This is a genomic window from Bacillus sp. SB49 (genome assembly GCF_000469135.2).
Lineage (GTDB): Bacteria > Bacillota > Bacilli > Bacillales > Halobacillaceae > Halobacillus.
Genome location: NZ_CP048117.1, coordinates 2,237,214 through 2,253,607 on the forward strand (window position 1 = coordinate 2,237,214; position 16,394 = coordinate 2,253,607).

Consider the following 16,394-nt stretch of genomic DNA (forward strand, 5'->3'; position numbering starts at 1 on the left):
TAATCCCTATGTAATAAAAAAAGACGCATGGAATCTTTCCAAGCGCCTCTTGATGTCTTATTCTTCATTTTGTTCTTCATTCTTCTTCTGCACTTCACGGAGGGCCTTCATACGTTCAGGGTTTTCATCAAAGTACTGCACCAAATCTCCAATCCTGTCGATTGAATTCCAGCTCATATGGTGCTCAATCCCTTCCACATCCTCGTAAATGTTCTCATGATCGACCCCTATGATTTCAAGAAACTGCTCCAGTAATTCATGTCTGTACACCAGTCTCTTTCCTACTTTTTTCCCTTTGGCCGTCAGAATCAAACCCCGGTATTTTTCGTAATTCAAGTAGTGATCGCGGTCCAGTTTCTGCACCATTTTGGTGACGGATGACGGGTGAACCTGGAGATTCTCTGCGATATCCGACACGCGGGCATATCCTTTTTCTTCTATTAATATATATATTTGTTCAATATAGTCTTCCATGCTTGGTGTTGGCATGATGAACCCCCAATTACCATTGTATGTACAAATGGGCACGACCCTACCGATAATGGTCTGGTGATCTGTTTCCCAATATAAAATGATACACTAGTTTAACCTGAGTGACAAGGAATGCTGCACCCAGAAAAAAGGAAGCATCGGACAGCCTGTCCGATGCTTCTTCCTTTTTACAGTCCGCACTTCAATTGCGCATTACAGTTCGTGCACGTATTGCATCCGCCGATGTCTTCTACCGTTCCTTGACGGCAGACCGGGCAGGTGTCACCGACTTCCGATCCAATCGTCACATTTGTTTTGTCGAGCTCCTGAATCGTATCCATGAGAACGACACGCGGCGTCTTCTCCTCTTCTTCAAAGAGTTCTGTCTGTTCGCCGTCGAAATCATTCTCTTCTGCTTTCAACGTAAGCACCTGGCTGTCACGGCTTCCATCCACATACACCGTACCGCCTTTCGCTCCTCCGCGGTATAGGCGTTGATAGACGCTCTCTACCTGTTCGACCGTGTATCCTTTCGGTGCGTTTACCGTCTTGGAAATACTGCTGTCGACCCAGCGTTGGATAATGCACTGCGTATCTGCATGTGCTTCGGGGCTGAGAGTCATTGCGGTTACGAACCATTCCGGAAGCTCGTTTGGATCCTGTTCCGGGTGTTCATCCAAATATTCCTGAAGAATATCTGCTTTCACTTCAATAAACTTACCTAGACGTCCGCTTCGGTAGTAAGAGAAGGAGAAATAAGGTTCCAGACCAGTACTAACGCCCACCATTGTGCCTGTACTACCTGTCGGAGCAACAGTCAACAAATGGGAGTTGCGGATACCGTAAGTCAATACATCTTCACGGATATCCTCAGGCATGTCTTTCATATAACCTGTGTTGATAAAACGCTCACGAAGCTCCTTTGTTTCTTCTTCTGTCTCTCCGATCAGAAACGGGAAACTTCCTTTCTCTTTCGCGAGTTCAATCGATGCACGATAAGCCGTGGTCGCAATGGTTTCAAAGATTTCATCGACAAGTTTATTTCCTTCTTCGGAACCGTAGACGGATTCACAGTAAATAAGGAGATCGTGGAGCCCCATTACCCCTAATCCAATACGACGTTCACCAAGAGCCTGCTTCTTATTCTCTTCCAGGAAGTATGGCGTTGCGTCAATAACGTTATCCTGCATACGCACACCACGCTCGACCGTTTGTTTCAGCTTAGCGAAATCGACCTGCTTGTTAGCCTTATCGGCGACACCGGCCAAGTTTACGGCAGCAAGGTTACAAACGCTGAACGGCGCTAACGGCTGCTCTCCACAAGGGTTTGTCGCAACGACTTTTTGACCATAAGCGGTCGCATTAGTTTTCTCATTGGCATTGTCGATGAAGAAGATACCCGGCTCTGCTGAGTACGTAGCACAAATATTAATCAAGTTCCAAAGTTCTTTCGCCTTGACTGTACGGTACGTACGGACTCCAAAACCACGTTCCTCCCATTCACGGACGTCGCCGCTGTTGTGCCATTCTTCGTTATACACACGCATTTCCTCTTCTGTGTAATTCTCCACGTCCGGGAATCGCAGTTCGTAGGCAGCGTCCTGATCGACAGCTTCCATAAATTCTTTTGTGACACAGACGGAGATATTGGCTCCCGTCAAAAACTCGGAATTATGAACGGTATAAGTGCCGCCGATTTGAAGCTTTTCTTCTGCTTCGCGGATGCTTTGGTCCGTAAAGCCCCCTTGTCCTTGGATATGCTTGTAATTCACGACGCTCTGATAGAGATCTTTCTCCGTCTCCGTAAGTGGGGTGAATTTAAGCTTGTCCTTGGCAAGCTGCTTAATTTGTTCATCTTCTGTATTTTCGATCAGGTAACGCAGGATTCGTGGATTCTGCATTTTAGAAATGATGAATTCAAGAATATCCGGATGCCAGTCTGAAAGCATAATCATCTGCGCACCGCGTCTCGATCCACCTTGTTCAACCAAGTGCGTTAATTTCGCAATGTCATCAAGCCAGGAAACGGATCCGGATGATTTACCGTTCACTCCACGGGCCAGCGTATTGCGTGGGCGCAGTGTGGAACCATTCGTACCGACACCGCCTCCTCGTGACATAATTTCCATCACCTGTTTTCTGTGATCGGATATGCCTTCCCTGGAATCCTGGATATAAGGCATCACGTAACAGTTGAAATACGTAACATCCGTTTGGGAACCGGCACCATAAAGCACACGGCCGGCCGGGATGAAATTCATATCAGAAAGTTCTTCGTAGAATTTCCCGAAACTTTCCTGTTTCTTAAGCGGATCTGTTTCCACTTCGGACAGGCCTGTCGCATTCCGAAGAGCGATCTGTTCGTAATATACCTCTAACGGTTTATCAATCGTGTCAAGGTTTCTGCGGATCAATCCTGACTCCTGCTCTTCCGGTCTGTCAAGGACGCTTAGGAATTCATCTTCGACACGGACAACAGCTTCGTGCTTCTCCCAATCAATCTCATGAATGAAGCCAAAGCCTCGAGCCGGGAACTTAGGATCGTCTTTGACCGTGAGAACAACAAAGTCTCCCTCCGACAATGTAAGTTTCTCTGTATCTTTGAATGCATAGCGGTCCAACATGACAAGCCGGGACACGCCTTTGTGTGTAATAGACATGTTTTCTGTAATTTCATGTACTTGCGGAAACTGACGGATATCTGCGTTCAGTCTTTCCACATTAATCTTTGTATGGACATCGGTGGAGGTTGACGTCTGCATCTTGCATCTCTCCCTTACTAAATAAAAAATCGATATAAGTAACATACCACATTTTCAAAAATATAATCAATATCTTGTGCCCTTTTTCAGAATATATTCAATATCTTGTGTTTTGAACAAAAAGGTAGAAATTTGTCAATCTAATAATATTACGAGCGAAGCCGATTTGAAAAGCAATCCGAAGCAAAAACAGCCGATTATCCTTCTTTTCCATTTATTCATCTGTTGCATTCCCACTTCCATCGGAAAACCATGATGGCGCATGTTTTTGCTTAAACACGGAAAAATATTTTTGAAATGCAAACGATTCCCTCCTATAATAGATAGAGAAAGAGAGAAAAGGGGGAGGCACATATGGATTTATGGATTTTAATCGGTGCACTGGTCTTGATCATTGCTTTTGGATTATATAGATACTTCAAAGCTAGAAAAATCATGACGACACTGACGGAAGAACAGTTCCGCGAAGGATACAGAAAAGCCCAGCTCATCGACGTCCGGGAACCGAAAGAATACGAAGGCGGACATATACTGGGCGCGAGAAATATTCCACTATCGCAGCTGCGCAATCGTCTTGTTGAAATCCGCAAAGATAAGCCGGTGTACCTGTACTGCCAAAGCGGTGCCAGGTCTGCACGTGCAGCTATGCTGCTGCATAAAAACGGCTACAAAGATTTGAACATGCTGCAGAGCGGATTCAAAAAATGGTCCGGAAAGATCAAAACGAAGAAGTAATATCCTGCCGGGAGATTACTCATTATCCCAATCATGATAGAAAAAAGCAAACCGGAGTCCTTGAAGGGACTCCGGTTATTTTCATTCGCCTTTCCGGTATTTCAATACCGGTTTCCTTGCCGCCTGTGTTTCATCCATGCGGCTCACGATTGTCGTATGAGGAGCTTCCTGAACAATTTCAGGATTCTCTTCTGCTTCTTTGGCTATTTGAATCATCACATCGATAAAGCCGTCCAGCGTTTCCTTGGATTCGGTTTCCGTCGGTTCGATCATCATTGCTTCCTCGACGTTAATCGGGAAATAGATGGTCGGTGGATGGTACCCAAAATCAAGCAGGCGTTTTGCTATGTCCAACGTCCGTACTCCGAGCTTCTTCTGACGTCTGCCAGATAAAATAAATTCATGCTTACAATGACGGTCAAATGGAAGGTCATAATACTCCTGAAGGCGGCGCATCATGTAGTTGGCATTTATGACAGCATACTCACTTACCTTCTTCAAGCCTTCCGCCCCCATTGTACGTATATACGTGTAGGCACGAACGTTGATGCCGAAATTACCGTAATACGGCTTCACCCGGCCGATAGAATCCGGTCGATCATAATCAAAGATGTACTGACCGCCCTGTTTCACCAGAATCGGCTTAGGCAGGTACGCCGCCAGTTCTGCAGTTACCCCTACAGGCCCGGAACCAGGTCCTCCCCCGCCGTGTGGACCTGTAAACGTCTTATGCAGATTCAAGTGGACGACGTCAAATCCCATATCCCCGGGGCGGGCATAACCTAAAACAGCATTCAGATTGGCACCGTCATAATAAAGCTTTCCGCCTGCTTCATGAACGATCGCTGCCATTTCTTCAATATCCTCTTCAAACAGACCAAGCGTGTTCGGGTTTGTCAGCATTAAGGCGGCCGTCTCTTCATCGACCACACGTTTTAAATCTTCCAGATCGACGAGCCCGCGATCATCGGATTTAACGGTTACAGCTTCAAATCCTGCGACTGTTGCGGAGGCTGGGTTCGTTCCATGCGCAGAATCCGGAACGATAACTTTCGTACGGTTGTAATCCCCATTCGCTTCATGGTAGGCACGAATCATCATTAATCCCGTCCACTCTCCATGCGCACCCGCTGCCGGTTGCAGAGTGACGGTATCCATCCCGGTTATAGCAGCAAGCGATTCTTGAAGGTCGTACATTAAATGCAGGGCACCTTGTACCGTCTCCTCCGGCTGATACGGGTGGATGTGGCTGAAGCCAGGAAAGCGGGCAACATCTTCATTCATTTTAGGATTATACTTCATCGTACAGGAGCCGAGTGGATAAAAACCGGAGTCGACCCCGTGATTCCGTTTAGAAAGTCCCGTATAATGCCTTATAATTTGAAGTTCACTTACTTCCGGGAGATCCGGTTCCTGTTTCCGAACATATTTCTCGCCGATCATACCTTCCACGTCCACTTCCGGTACATCCAACTCCGGAAGACTGAATCCGGTACGGCTTTCTTGACTCAATTCAAAAATTAACGGAAAGTCCTGATTAGCCACGAATATCCCCCATTTCCTTAACAAATTGATCAATTTCTTCTTTTGTCCTGATTTCTGTAACAGCAAGCAGCATGTGTTCAGACAATCCTTCTGACATCCGACCGAGATCGTACCCTCCGATGAAACCTTTCGCAAGGAGTTTTTTGTTTACTTCCGCAATATTACGGCCGACGTTTACAACGACCTCATTAAAGAAAGCGTCCTTGTATGGAAGTTCAAAACCCGCTGCCTCCAACTGGTTTTTCATATAGGCAGCTTTCTGTATATTCATCCGCGCCATCTTCTTCAAGCCCTGCTTGCCCAGGGAGCTCATCGCTACAGATGCTGCCAGAGCGTTTAGTGCCTGATTCGAACAGATGTTGGAAGTAGCTTTGTCCCTCCGGATATGCTGCTCCCGAGCCTGAAGCGTGAGCACAAAGCCACGTCTGCCATCTTCATCTACCGTCTGGCCGACCAGTCTGCCAGGTACTTTGCGCATCAGTTTCTTCGTCGTGGCGAAGTATCCGCAGTGTGGGCCCCCAAACTGAGCAGGGATACCAAATACCTGCGCATCACCAACAACGATATCTGCTCCAAATTCACCAGGAGGTGTCAGATAACCCAGCGCAAGAGGATTGCTGGAAGCAATAAGCATCGCTTTTTTCTCCTGATCCACAATGGAGCGGATCTCGGCTAAGGGTTCGATTTGACCGAAGAAGTTCGGATATTGAACGACGACACTTGCTACATTCTCATCTAATTCTCTCTCCAGCTGTTCCAAATCTGTCTTTCCTTCTTTGTGATCGATTTCAATGACTTCAAGGCCGGGACCTTTCACATAAGATCGAATAACGTCAAGGGATTCCGGATGGATCGCTTTCGATACGAGCACTTTCTTTTTCTTCGTCTGGCCGGCTGATAAGTTTACGGCTTCTGCAAGTGCCGTTCCGCCGTCATACATAGAAGAGTTCGCTACATCCATCCCCGTCAATTCACTGATCATTGTTTGAAACTCAAAAATTGCCTGGAGTTCACCTTGAGAAATCTCCGGCTGGTACGGTGTATAGGCCGTATAAAATTCAGAACGGGAAATAACATGATCGACGATCGACGGGATATAGTGATCGTAGACTCCCGCACCCAAGAAGGAAACATGGGATTTCAAATGAACGTTTTGTTCTGCGAGATTGGACAGCTCTTTCGTCAATTGGAACTCATTCTTCGGATCCTTTATATCGAGGTCTCCTTTGAAACGTACACTTTCCGGTATATCGGAAAACAGCTCATCGGAGTGCTCCACTCCGATTGCTGCAAGCATTTCTTTCTTATCCTTCTCCGTCATGGGCAGGTAACGAAATTCCATACGTAGTTCCCCCTTCATTTAATTATCGTTTATAAAATGGTGTAGTGACGACTTTCGCCTTTAAACGGCGTTTCCGCACTTGGACAATGACTTCCGTGCCAGGTTCCGTAAACTCTTTCTTCAATAAGGCAAGTCCAATGTTTTTTCCTAAAGTCGGAGACTGGGTACCTGTCGTTACAAAACCGATATTCTCTTCTCCGACGAACACTTCATAATGCGTACGCGGTATGCCTTTATCGATCATTTCAATTCCTACAAGCTTCCTTTGAGGACCGTTTCCCTTCTGTTCTTTCAACACGTTCTTTCCTATGAAGTCCGCATCCTTGTTCACTTTTACCGCAAAGCCAAGACCTGCTTCCATCGGAGTAATATCCGCACTTAACTCCTGGCCGTATAACGCCAGATTCGCTTCAAATCGAAGCGTATCCCTCGCCCCCAGCCCGATCGGCTGTAATCCGTGCGGCTCACCGGCAGTAAGAAGCGCCTGCCACAGCTCCCTTCCAGCTTCTGCAGGAAGGTATATTTCAAACCCATCCTCGCCGGTGTATCCGGTCCGTGAGACAATAGCTTCTTTTGATACACCTTTCAAGCGGACATCGGATAGAAAACGAAAGAACTTAATGGAAGAAACGTCGCTGTCCGTCAATGTCTGCAAGATCTCTTCTGCTTTGGGACCCTGGACAGCAAGTTGAACGTATTCATCCGATACATCCTGGATTGTCACATCGCCTGTCTGGTGATCTTTCAACCACTGATAGTCCTTTTCTCTGTTCGCTGCATTGACGACGAGCAAGTATTTCGCTTCGTCCAGATGATAGACGATCAAATCATCGACCGTTCCACCGTTCTCATAGCACATGATCGTATACTGGGCCTTCCCCGGTTCCAATTTAGAAACATCATTCGTCAACATTTTCTGTAGAAAAGGAAGACTGCCCGGTCCTTCCACCATCACTTCTCCCATATGGGATACATCGAACAACCCGGCAGCCGTTCGTGTAGCCTCATGCTCCTCCTTGATACTCGTAAATTGGACAGGTAAATCCCAACCTCCGAAATCAATCGTTTTTGCTCCGAGTTCTTTGTATTCAGGGAACAAAGGGGTACGCTTCAACTCTGTCATCCAAACCACTCCTTATGCAATGTGATCATCCATAAAAAAAGAGACTCCTCCTGTAATCAAGGGAGTCTCTGTCCATGTAAGCCAGAAAGTTTCACGTACGGATTCCTATATCCGTCCGCTTGCTTCTTGGGCGGTCTGCTTCTTCGCAGACGCTCTCCAGAGTTGCGTCCTGTAAAGGTCTTTTTGCCTGAGAGATTCACAAAGATTGTTTGCTCCTTCGGCGCCACGGTAGTAGTCTCTCCCATTACAGTCATCCGCTTTCGTATTTTATTAGATTGCAGCGGGCATACTATTTTATAGCTTATGGATGCGGTTTTCACTTCAAATTCAGCTACATTATATCACGCATTCTTTACAAAAGACATGGGAATTCAACAAATTATTCACAATCTTTACGAAAGGCAAACTATTAGAAAAAGGAGCGATTCCATATGATTCAAATTCATCCAGATGAAGCGTTTTTACACACATTATCCGGTCATTTGGACTCTTCGGAAAGACTGAGTTCCTGGGAGGGGTTCAAACTTGCCTATAAAGCGGCACAGTTCCAAACGGTCCCACACTTTGATGGTCTGCTTTCCCTTGAACACCTTCCCCATATCGACTTCATGGAACATCAGATAGAAGCTGCCTCCAAGGTCATCCACCATATGCATGGCAGGGCGATTCTGGCTGATGAAGTGGGGCTCGGTAAGACACTGGAAGCAGGGCTGATTTTGAAAGAGCTTATGATCAGAGGGCGGGCGAAGAAAGTATTGATTCTCACGCCTGCATCTCTCGTGAACCAATGGATACAGGAATTGAACGAGAAATTCTATATTCAGGCCGCTTCTCCCAGGAAAAAACATGCATCGTGGAAAGAATGGGAAATAACGGTCACATCGATTGATATGGCGAAAAGAGAACAGCATAAAGAGGAAATACTTAATATTGATTACGACCTGGTGATCATTGATGAGGCACATAAACTAAAGAATCACCAGACGAAGAACTATCAATTTGTCCAGTCGTTGAAAAAGACTTACTGCCTGTTACTCACGGCAACACCGATACAGAACAAACTGAGCGACCTGTTCAATCTCGTCTCTATATTGAAACCAGGATATTTGGGAAACCTGACAGATTTCAAAAAGAAATACCAGAAGAATGCCGATCAAGACGAACGTACAGAACACATTCATTCTCTTGTTGGAAAATTAATGATTCGGAACCGGCGGAAGGATACAGGACTGGATGCTTCCAAGCGGAAAGTGACGAATGAACGCCTGGAATTCTCCGAGGAAGAGGCAAAAGTCTACCAAAGCCTCGAGACATTGAAAGCCTCACACCCTTCGTTTACGTGGCTGACCCTTGCGAAAGAATTATGTTCTTCCAGAGAAGCCTGTTTCCTGTCGCTTCAAGAATTAAAGAAGAAAGCACCGGAAGGGAAAAGCGCCTTGTATGATGACATCATGGAGGCGGTCGGTAGTCTCCCCCACCATGTGAAAGCGAAGCGAATGATCGAAAAAATTGAACAGACAAAAGAAAAGTTCATTATTTTCACAGAGTATCGGGCAACCCAGTTCTATCTCCAGTGGTACCTGCAGCAGCACGGAATTACCTCGGTCCCATTCAGCGGAAAGTTCAATAAAGGGAAGCGGGACTGGATGAAGCAGCTGTTCAGAGATAAGGCTCAAGTCATGGTAGCAACCGAAGCGGGCGGAGAAGGTATTAATCTGCAGTTCTGTCACCACATGATCAACTACGACCTGCCTTGGAACCCGATGCGCCTCGAACAAAGAATCGGCAGGATTCACCGGTTCGGTCAAGAAAACGACGTCAAGATTTATAACTTTGCCATCAAAAATACGATTGAAGACCATATCATGAATATGCTTTATGAGAAAATTGAAGTCTTTAAGAATGCGGTCGGAGACCTGGACCACATTCTGGAGCAAATACCTGGAGGGTCATTCGATCAGCAGATACAGTCGATCCTTAAGCAGTCGGAGAGTCAAGGCGAAGTGAATATAAAACTGAACAATCTGGTCAGCTACGTAGAATACAGCGTAAATGAGAGGAGAGAATCCAGTTGAATGAAACAAACCCGCACGAAAGTTTCGTCCAATCTTTCTTTGAAACATACGGTTGTTCCATTATAGACAAAGCTAAAGGACATTTTACGGTCCAGCTGACCAGTGAAATGGATGAAGAGATTATGAACCGCCCGTTCTACTGGCATTATATGAAGAAAATGAACCGGGATGGAGACCCGATGCAGTTGACCTTCACCGATACCAACCATACGGAAAAAGAAGGAATTTATCTTCATGCCGGCACTCCGAAGCTGCACTCGCTCTATCATACGGCCATTAAGAAAGGGAAGACGGCTCGTTTGTACGAAGTCATCGATACCCCTGGTACAAACAGGGCGATGAGTCCATGGCTCATCTTAAACCTGCAGCTCCAATACAGAGGAAAACAAGCTAAGGACGAACCTTTATCCATTGGTATAAACCTCATTCACGGGACGCTTATGGTCGGAATGATGGAGCGGATCATGCCGCTGCGGTTTGAATCAACCGTATCCGACTATACGTTCCCGATGACACCTGTGATTTCCTTGAAGAACGCCTATGTACGCATACAAAAGCATCTGGAACAGCATATTCAAGCGAGAACGAATAAATGGGCGGAAGAATCCATTTTAGAATGGAATAAAGAGAGAGAGTTGTTGGAAACATTTTATCAGTCGGAAGACATTGACCTCGATTCTTTCACAAGGGAAAGAGAACAGCTCGACATCCGCTACAAACCGAGAATTGAGTGGGACGTTATAAACGGCGGTCTTTTTTACCTATCGCAGAATACGAGTGCCGAGTGGCTGACCAAACGATAACAAAACAGTCGGCGGAAGAGAAGAACCTCTCATCCGCCGCGTCTGCGTTTGGTGAGCGGGAATCCACAAACGGATAAGACATAGAGAAAAGGCATACGGGCCAGTGGAAGCGCTCATTTTACTTGATTCGCCTTCCCTTCCTGCATATCACTTCTTCAACAAGCTGAAAAAAGCCGCTGATTTCTCAGCGGCTTTTTCGGTTTCAAGGATTTGTAATCCTTCTTTTTCTTTTAAACAACTTCCAAGCAAAGGGAAGAATGCCGAACCAATACGAGGATGATTTCTTGGAAGGTTTCTCTTCCTTCCTCAACCTTTTTTCTTCTTTAGACAAATGCATGTACTTGACCATTTCTTCTGTCAAAAATTTCACATAATCATTCTTGTCCATTTGAATCCCTCTTTTTTAACCGTTTGGTTCTAGTATGTACCTATCACCATTATTTTAGACGCAATTGTATTTCCTCCGCTATTACCTGTGGTGATTTCTTATCTACATCAATGGTGATATCCGCCACTTCCTTATAATAAGGAAGGCGTTCTTGAAACCGCTTCTGCTTGTCAGAAGATGCACCGGACCACAAAGGACGATTTTTATCGCCGGCGAGACGTGCTGTGATCGTCTCCCACTCCGCCCTTAAATAAACGACGGTTCCTTCTGCAAGAATTCTTCGATTTTCCTCCTGGAGAATGACGCCTCCCCCGGTGGAAACAATGCCGTCCCCGTGAAGCCCTTTTAGAAAACGCGTTTCCGCAGAACGGAAATACGCTTCTCCGTATCGCTCGAACATCTCAGGAATCGTCATCCCTTCCAGACGTTCGATTTCTCTGTCCATCTCCACCGCTTTGTACCCGGTTGCTTCTCCAAGCTGTTCTGCTACGGTCGTTTTTCCGCTTCCCATGAAACCTACGATAAAAATCATTGACGGGCCCCCTTTTTATTTTTTCCTGAAGCAGGATTTACTCGATCATTGTCGAATATAATTCTATGTATAAATTTAGAAATGAGGTGATTATTCATTTGAACTCCGTCGCCACCCGCGCAAACGACCTCGTCCTCTCCGCGATTCAGCAGTCTGCCTCCGATATCCATTTCACACCTTACTCCGAGAACGCGAACGTCCATTTCCGCATCCATGGGGAACGAATTTTCCACTCGAAACTTCCACTGCCTATGTATCAGAAAATCCTTTCCTATTACAAGTTCACTTCCGGTATGGACATTGGTGAACAGAAGCGCCCCCAGAACGGCACCATCCCTTACAGAAACAACCACTCGATTTTCGATCTCCGTCTCTCCACTCTTCCCATTACCGGAACGGAGAGTCTCGCCATTCGCATACTGAATCCGATGAACCATATGCCACTCGAACAACTCTTCCTCTTCCCTCATCAGCGGAACCGTCTGGAATCCTGGCTTCGTCACCGAAGCGGAATGATCCTGTTTACCGGACCGACAGGGAGTGGAAAAACAACCACCCTGTACGCCTTGATTCAATCCCTCATGACACAGAGCTCCTTCCAGGCCATCACGCTTGAAGATCCCATCGAGAAGAATCTGAACAACATTATTCAGGTCCAGGTAAATGAACGGGCCGGTGTTACCTATGACACCGGTCTCAAAGCGGCACTTCGTCATGATCCTGATCTATTGATGGTCGGAGAAATCAGGGACCAGGCAACAGCAAAATTCGCTTTTCGAGCAGCGCTCAGCGGACACCTCGTCATCAGTACGATTCACGCAATGAATGCCTATGGAACCATTCACCGTTTGAAGGAGATGGACATCCAGCAGGCGGAATTGGAGCAGTCCCTCATTGCTATCACCGCTCAGCAGCTCGTTCCAATTACGGCAAACAAACAGCTGCCGAAACGAGCGGCTATTCTCGAAATGCTTGAAGGAGAGCTCCTACGCCGGGCGATGCTCGGGACCGCACCTTCCCCACATCTTTTTCATTCATTCCAGAAACTGAGGAGGAAAGCCTATGCTCTCGGCTTTATTGAGAAAAAGGAAGCAGGTCCGCTCCTCTGATCGAAGGCTGCCGGATCATTTGCAAATCCTGTTCCTTCATAGACTCAGTCATATCCTCAGTAAGGGATATCCTCTGCTTGAGGCTTTAAGAATGACCGGTTGGGACGCACGATTAAAGCCTGTCGCAGAGTCACTGATTACAGCACTTGGAAGAGGAGATACGATTGATCAGGCCTATAAACACGCCCGCTTCTCAAAAACCGTAACCAACTTTCTATATTTCAGCAACATCCACTTCGACCTGCCTCACATCTTCCGTCAGACCAAACAGCTTATGGAAATGAAGAAAGAATACAAAGAAAGAATCACCCGCGTCCTCCGATACCCTCTTCTGCTCTTAGTTTTCCTCATTGGTGCTTTTACAATCATGAAAAGGACCGTCTTGCCTAATTTCATCCAACTCTTTGAAGGAGAGTCCACCAGCACTTTGTGGCTGCTGATGGGGGTCGATTATTTCATGACCGGAATGGTAATCATTTTCCTGCTCCTGGGCGGTTCTCTTGTATCTCTCCTGTTTATATTACCGAGGATGTCCGTACAAAACAAGTTGGATTTCTATCAGCGTTTTCCAGTACTGCGCGTTTATTACTCCTATTCTGCCTCCTATTCCTTCACTACCCACCTTCACTCCTTACTGCGTGCGGGATTGACCTTAAAGCAATCGATGGAAACGATGCGGGACCATCACGGGGATGAGGTTTTGTCCACTTACAGTAAAGAGATCCTCCTTCAGCTGGGCGAGGGAAAGTCTTTTGGACAGGCATTACACAGCTGCCCGTTATTCCGAACAGAGCTGACTGATATCTTCCACCACACCAACGATGTGGAAGCACTGCAAAGCGAACTGGAAATACTGGCTGAATTTTTCATTGAACATATTCAGAGTAAGATTACGACTTGGATCCAGAGAATACAGCCGATATTTTTCGTTCTGGTAGCTGTGGTGATCATAAGTATTTATGCATCCATCATGCTTCCTCTATATGGATGGATGAATCAACTATAACGAAAAGGAGTCGTTCAAACATGAAAAATGAAAAAGGATTCACACTAATCGAGATGCTTATCGTGCTGCTGGTCATTTCCGTACTGCTTATCATCACGATTCCAAACATGACCAAGAATAGTCAGAATATCCGCGACAAAGGATGCGAGGCACTCACAGCGACGGCGGAAGCCCAGGCAGAAGCCTATTTTCTTGATAATGATGCCTATCCAACGACGATAGACGTATTAAAAACCGAGGGATATTTGAAAGAAACAAAGTGTCCGAATGGAGATACCTTAACGATTACAGACGGCAAAGTTGATCATGCCCCTTCCTAATTCACAGAGCGGTTACACGTTTACAGAAACAGTCCTCGTCCTGTTATCATGGTCCATCCTCCTCCTCTGTATCGCACCTCTGCACCATCACACCCTCCACCACGTTCAAGAAAAGCTCTTTCTGCAGCAATTCCAGGAAGACGTCCTGTTATCCCAGCAGCTGACTCAATATAAACACCCCTACTTCACCCTTTACTTCTATGAAACGAACAATCAGTACGCTTTATATGACAGCAAGGAAAAACGAATGGTATTTCAGCGCACATTACCAGCTGATTGGAGAATCAATATGCTGACACTCAAGCCTCAAGTAAAGTTTAATCAAAGAGGAATCATTCAATCCCCGGGAACCATGAAGTTCACCTCTCGAGACACGTCATACAAAGTCACCTTTCCATTCGGAACGAGCAGGGTGAGAATAGATGAAGAATGAAGGTTTTACGCTCCTTGAAACAATCGCCGCTTTCAGCACGGTCATGGTCATCTGTCTTACCGTCCTGCCTGCTCTGACTCAACTCCGCTCTGATCAAAAAGAGCTTGCCATGGAAAGAGAAATGGCAGTCCGACTATATGATGAACTTCAGCTGCATACAGATGAAAAACCTCTTTCCTTTCATTATACCGGAACACAGCCGACCGCTTATGAAATCCAATTATGGAAAAGCGATTCCATCCTGACCGGCTGTATTACCTGGCAAAGGAAAGATAAAGAGACTAAGGAGTTTTGCTTACATGCCCCGTCTTCATGAGTCTAATGGGTTTACTTTTCTGGAAGCACTGTTCAGCCTCACTATCATTACCATCATCCTTTTCTTATCGACTCCTTTACTCACTTCTATCCGCAACCCTTCTTACTATGAAGAACAGGCTTCGCTCCACCTGTTTCACTTCATACAGGAAGAGATCAATGCCTCTAAAAGCTTCTCTTTAAACGGCAACACCCTTCAAATTGTTTCTTGGGATGACCGGATCATTCAAATTGAGCAATACGGCACCATCGTACGTAGAACCGTAAATGGAACAGGTCACGAAACATTACTCACTCCAGTTGAATCTTTCACTATACACGATAATGGTCCATCCACCCTTACTTTGGAGGTACAGATCCATGAGGACAGTAGGTTTCAACGACTCATACATCTGCCTTAAAAAAAAACGAGAGGAAGGAGTTATCTTTCCATGGGCATTGTTAATATGCCTGGTGCTTTGCTCCGCCTTACTGACGACAACAGCCATGTATAAGAACCAGCTTAGCAATACAGAGATGACCAAACGCGCCCTCACCTCCCAATACCTTGTGCAGTCGACACAGAGCATTTTAAACGATGCACTTGTTTCTACTCCAGACCGTGAATCAACCTATACATTCGTTCGACAGCTTCCCGAGGGGGAAATCAAATCGGTCTGCACAAAAGATCAGATAGGCGGGTGGATTTGCAACTGGACCATTTCCCTATCAGACGAATCTGTAAAATCAGTTGTCACTTATCAAGACCCCTCCAAATGAGGAACGGGGCCGGTGTTCCCTCTTTATTTCTTTGCTGCAGAACATGTACATGCACATTTGAATGATGGCCCCTCCTTATGGATTAGGGATACTTTTACAAACAAAAAGAGCGCTTTTCTATTTAGAAAGGCGCTCCTTTTGTATATGGTTTATGAAATGATAGCCGTATATTCCAAACGATTATTGGTAATTCCTCTCAAACCATCGAGGTCATAGCCGATAACCAATTTTTCTCCGTTGGTTAGGATCGGTCTTCTAAGCAGTTTAGGCTTTTCTGTAACAAGTTCGAGAAATTCGTTTAATGTCATATCCTCTACATCCATGTTCAACATTTTATATTCCTTGCTGCGTTTAGCCAGTATTTCATCAATTCCATGGGTCGTCAGTGCTAGTATTCTCTTCAATTCATCCTTCGTAGGAGTCTCACGAAATAGGTGCTGTTCGTTAAAATCCACCCCTTGGCTCTTCAACCATGACTTAGTCCGTCTACAAGATGTACAACTTGGGTATGTGTAGAATTTTAACTCTTCCATTTTTTTCGCTCCTCGCTTTTTTTGGTACGCCTCTATTGTATAGTACCTGTATAACCTTTGTACAATATTTGAAACCTATTTCGACATAAAATTCGAAAATAATTTTAATTTTGAGTGAATATGCCGACGAAAAATGCACAAAC

The 16,394-nt window shown here is 45.7% G+C and carries 17 protein-coding genes and 2 riboswitches; of the genes, 9 read left to right on the top strand and 8 right to left on the bottom strand.

Annotated elements, in window-relative coordinates:
• Window positions 1-57: 57 nt before the first annotated feature.
• Together mntR and M662_RS11770 are read right to left on the bottom strand one after the other, a co-directional pair.
• Window positions 58-489 (bottom strand): transcriptional regulator MntR, encoded by a 432-nt coding sequence (gene mntR / locus M662_RS11765; RefSeq protein ID WP_008637045.1) that lies wholly within the window; start codon window positions 487-489, stop codon window positions 58-60.
• Window positions 490-659: 170 nt separating this feature from the next.
• Window positions 660-3,233, bottom strand: coding sequence for a vitamin B12-dependent ribonucleotide reductase (locus tag M662_RS11770; RefSeq protein ID WP_051348854.1), 2,574 nt, complete (start codon window positions 3,231-3,233; stop codon window positions 660-662).
• A gap of 354 nt (window positions 3,234-3,587) precedes the next feature.
• Here M662_RS11770 and M662_RS11775 point away from each other — a divergent pair, with 354 nt between their 5' ends.
• Entirely contained in the window at window positions 3,588-3,968 is a 381-nt protein-coding gene (locus M662_RS11775) for a rhodanese-like domain-containing protein (RefSeq protein ID WP_008637042.1), read from the top strand.
• Between the two features lie 81 nt (window positions 3,969-4,049).
• Here the strand turns inward: M662_RS11775 and gcvPB are convergent, their stop codons facing one another.
• Genes gcvPB through gcvT form a run of 3 tightly spaced genes read right to left on the bottom strand, consistent with a single transcriptional unit; the run spans window position 4,050 to window position 7,978 of the window.
• Window positions 4,050-5,513, bottom strand: a complete 1,464-nt coding sequence (gene gcvPB, locus M662_RS11780; protein ID WP_008637040.1) for an aminomethyl-transferring glycine dehydrogenase subunit GcvPB — start codon at window positions 5,511-5,513, stop codon at window positions 4,050-4,052.
• Window positions 5,506-6,855 (bottom strand): aminomethyl-transferring glycine dehydrogenase subunit GcvPA, encoded by a 1,350-nt coding sequence (gene gcvPA, locus M662_RS11785; protein ID WP_026577217.1) that lies wholly within the window; start codon window positions 6,853-6,855, stop codon window positions 5,506-5,508. The genes gcvPB and gcvPA overlap by 8 nt, the downstream gene beginning before the upstream one ends.
• 22 nt (window positions 6,856-6,877) lie before the next feature.
• Window positions 6,878-7,978: a glycine cleavage system aminomethyltransferase GcvT gene (gcvT, locus tag M662_RS11790; protein WP_008637034.1), complete on the bottom strand. Its 1,101-nt coding sequence runs from the start codon at window positions 7,976-7,978 to the stop codon at window positions 6,878-6,880.
• Window positions 7,979-8,044: 66 nt separating this feature from the next.
• A riboswitch (glycine riboswitch) is annotated at window positions 8,045-8,140 on the bottom strand.
• 3 nt (window positions 8,141-8,143) lie between these two features.
• A riboswitch (glycine riboswitch) is annotated at window positions 8,144-8,232 on the bottom strand.
• Window positions 8,233-8,409: 177 nt separating this feature from the next.
• Here gcvT and M662_RS11795 point away from each other — a divergent pair.
• Together M662_RS11795 and M662_RS11800 are read left to right on the top strand one after the other, a co-directional pair.
• Entirely contained in the window at window positions 8,410-10,053 is a 1,644-nt protein-coding gene (locus tag M662_RS11795) for a DEAD/DEAH box helicase (protein ID WP_008637032.1), read from the top strand.
• On the top strand, window positions 10,050-10,856 hold the full coding sequence (locus M662_RS11800) for a YqhG family protein (RefSeq protein WP_008637030.1): 807 nt from the start codon (window positions 10,050-10,052) through the stop codon (window positions 10,854-10,856). Before M662_RS11795 ends, M662_RS11800 begins: the two co-directional genes overlap by 4 nt.
• Window positions 10,857-11,058: 202 nt before the next feature.
• Here M662_RS11800 and M662_RS11805 read toward each other — a convergent pair whose 3' ends face one another.
• Together M662_RS11805 and M662_RS11810 are read right to left on the bottom strand one after the other, a co-directional pair.
• Window positions 11,059-11,244, bottom strand: a complete 186-nt coding sequence (locus tag M662_RS11805; RefSeq protein ID WP_008637028.1) for a YqzE family protein — start codon at window positions 11,242-11,244, stop codon at window positions 11,059-11,061.
• A gap of 49 nt (window positions 11,245-11,293) precedes the next feature.
• Complete coding sequence (locus M662_RS11810) at window positions 11,294-11,776, bottom strand: shikimate kinase (protein ID WP_008637026.1); 483 nt, start codon at window positions 11,774-11,776, stop codon at window positions 11,294-11,296.
• 98 nt (window positions 11,777-11,874) lie between these two features.
• Between M662_RS11810 and comGA the strand changes: the two genes are divergently transcribed.
• Genes comGA through M662_RS11840 form a run of 6 tightly spaced genes read left to right on the top strand, consistent with a single transcriptional unit; the run spans window position 11,875 to window position 15,360 of the window.
• Window positions 11,875-12,885: a competence type IV pilus ATPase ComGA gene (gene comGA / locus M662_RS11815; RefSeq protein ID WP_008637023.1), complete on the top strand. Its 1,011-nt coding sequence runs from the start codon at window positions 11,875-11,877 to the stop codon at window positions 12,883-12,885.
• Window positions 12,839-13,891 (top strand): type II secretion system F family protein, encoded by a 1,053-nt coding sequence (locus M662_RS11820; protein WP_008637020.1) that lies wholly within the window; start codon window positions 12,839-12,841, stop codon window positions 13,889-13,891. The genes comGA and M662_RS11820 overlap by 47 nt, the downstream gene beginning before the upstream one ends.
• A gap of 20 nt (window positions 13,892-13,911) precedes the next feature.
• Complete coding sequence (comGC, locus tag M662_RS11825) at window positions 13,912-14,211, top strand: competence type IV pilus major pilin ComGC (RefSeq protein WP_026577216.1); 300 nt, start codon at window positions 13,912-13,914, stop codon at window positions 14,209-14,211.
• The gene (comGD, locus tag M662_RS11830; protein ID WP_008637017.1) at window positions 14,198-14,644 is read left to right on the top strand and encodes a competence type IV pilus minor pilin ComGD; all 447 of its coding nucleotides are present in this window, start codon (window positions 14,198-14,200) and stop codon (window positions 14,642-14,644) included. Before comGC ends, comGD begins: the two co-directional genes overlap by 14 nt.
• A complete protein-coding gene (locus M662_RS11835) occupies window positions 14,634-14,960 on the top strand; it encodes a type II secretion system protein (protein ID WP_026577215.1) in 327 nt (108 codons plus the stop codon). The genes comGD and M662_RS11835 overlap by 11 nt, the downstream gene beginning before the upstream one ends.
• Window positions 14,944-15,360: a ComGF family competence protein gene (locus M662_RS11840; RefSeq protein WP_026577214.1), complete on the top strand. Its 417-nt coding sequence runs from the start codon at window positions 14,944-14,946 to the stop codon at window positions 15,358-15,360. Before M662_RS11835 ends, M662_RS11840 begins: the two co-directional genes overlap by 17 nt.
• Window positions 15,361-15,867: 507 nt before the next feature.
• On the opposite strand, the gene M662_RS11845 is transcribed toward M662_RS11840, so the two are convergent.
• Window positions 15,868-16,251, bottom strand: coding sequence for a Spx/MgsR family RNA polymerase-binding regulatory protein (locus M662_RS11845; RefSeq protein ID WP_008637011.1), 384 nt, complete (start codon window positions 16,249-16,251; stop codon window positions 15,868-15,870).
• Window positions 16,252-16,394: the final 143 nt, after the last annotated feature.

Bases quoted from the DNA above. Each gene is read 5' to 3' on its own strand.
- mntR (WP_008637045.1), bottom strand. From the start codon at position 489: ATGCCAACACCAAGCATGGAAGACTATATTGAACAAATATATATATTA.
- M662_RS11845 (WP_008637011.1), bottom strand. From the start codon at position 16,251: ATGGAAGAGTTAAAATTCTACACATACCCAAGTTGTACATCTTGTAGA.
- M662_RS11810 (WP_008637026.1), bottom strand. From the start codon at position 11,776: ATGATTTTTATCGTAGGTTTCATGGGAAGCGGAAAAACGACCGTAGCA.
- M662_RS11770 (WP_051348854.1), bottom strand. From the start codon at position 3,233: ATGCAGACGTCAACCTCCACCGATGTCCATACAAAGATTAATGTGGAA.
- M662_RS11835 (WP_026577215.1), top strand. From the start codon at position 14,634: ATGAAGAATGAAGGTTTTACGCTCCTTGAAACAATCGCCGCTTTCAGC.
- M662_RS11805 (WP_008637028.1), bottom strand. From the start codon at position 11,244: ATGGACAAGAATGATTATGTGAAATTTTTGACAGAAGAAATGGTCAAG.
- M662_RS11795 (WP_008637032.1), top strand. From the start codon at position 8,410: ATGATTCAAATTCATCCAGATGAAGCGTTTTTACACACATTATCCGGT.
- M662_RS11840 (WP_026577214.1), top strand. From the start codon at position 14,944: ATGCCCCGTCTTCATGAGTCTAATGGGTTTACTTTTCTGGAAGCACTG.
- M662_RS11775 (WP_008637042.1), top strand. From the start codon at position 3,588: ATGGATTTATGGATTTTAATCGGTGCACTGGTCTTGATCATTGCTTTT.
- gcvT (WP_008637034.1), bottom strand. From the start codon at position 7,978: ATGACAGAGTTGAAGCGTACCCCTTTGTTCCCTGAATACAAAGAACTC.
- M662_RS11820 (WP_008637020.1), top strand. From the start codon at position 12,839: ATGCTCTCGGCTTTATTGAGAAAAAGGAAGCAGGTCCGCTCCTCTGAT.
- comGD (WP_008637017.1), top strand. From the start codon at position 14,198: ATGCCCCTTCCTAATTCACAGAGCGGTTACACGTTTACAGAAACAGTC.
- comGC (WP_026577216.1), top strand. From the start codon at position 13,912: ATGAAAAATGAAAAAGGATTCACACTAATCGAGATGCTTATCGTGCTG.
- gcvPA (WP_026577217.1), bottom strand. From the start codon at position 6,855: ATGGAATTTCGTTACCTGCCCATGACGGAGAAGGATAAGAAAGAAATG.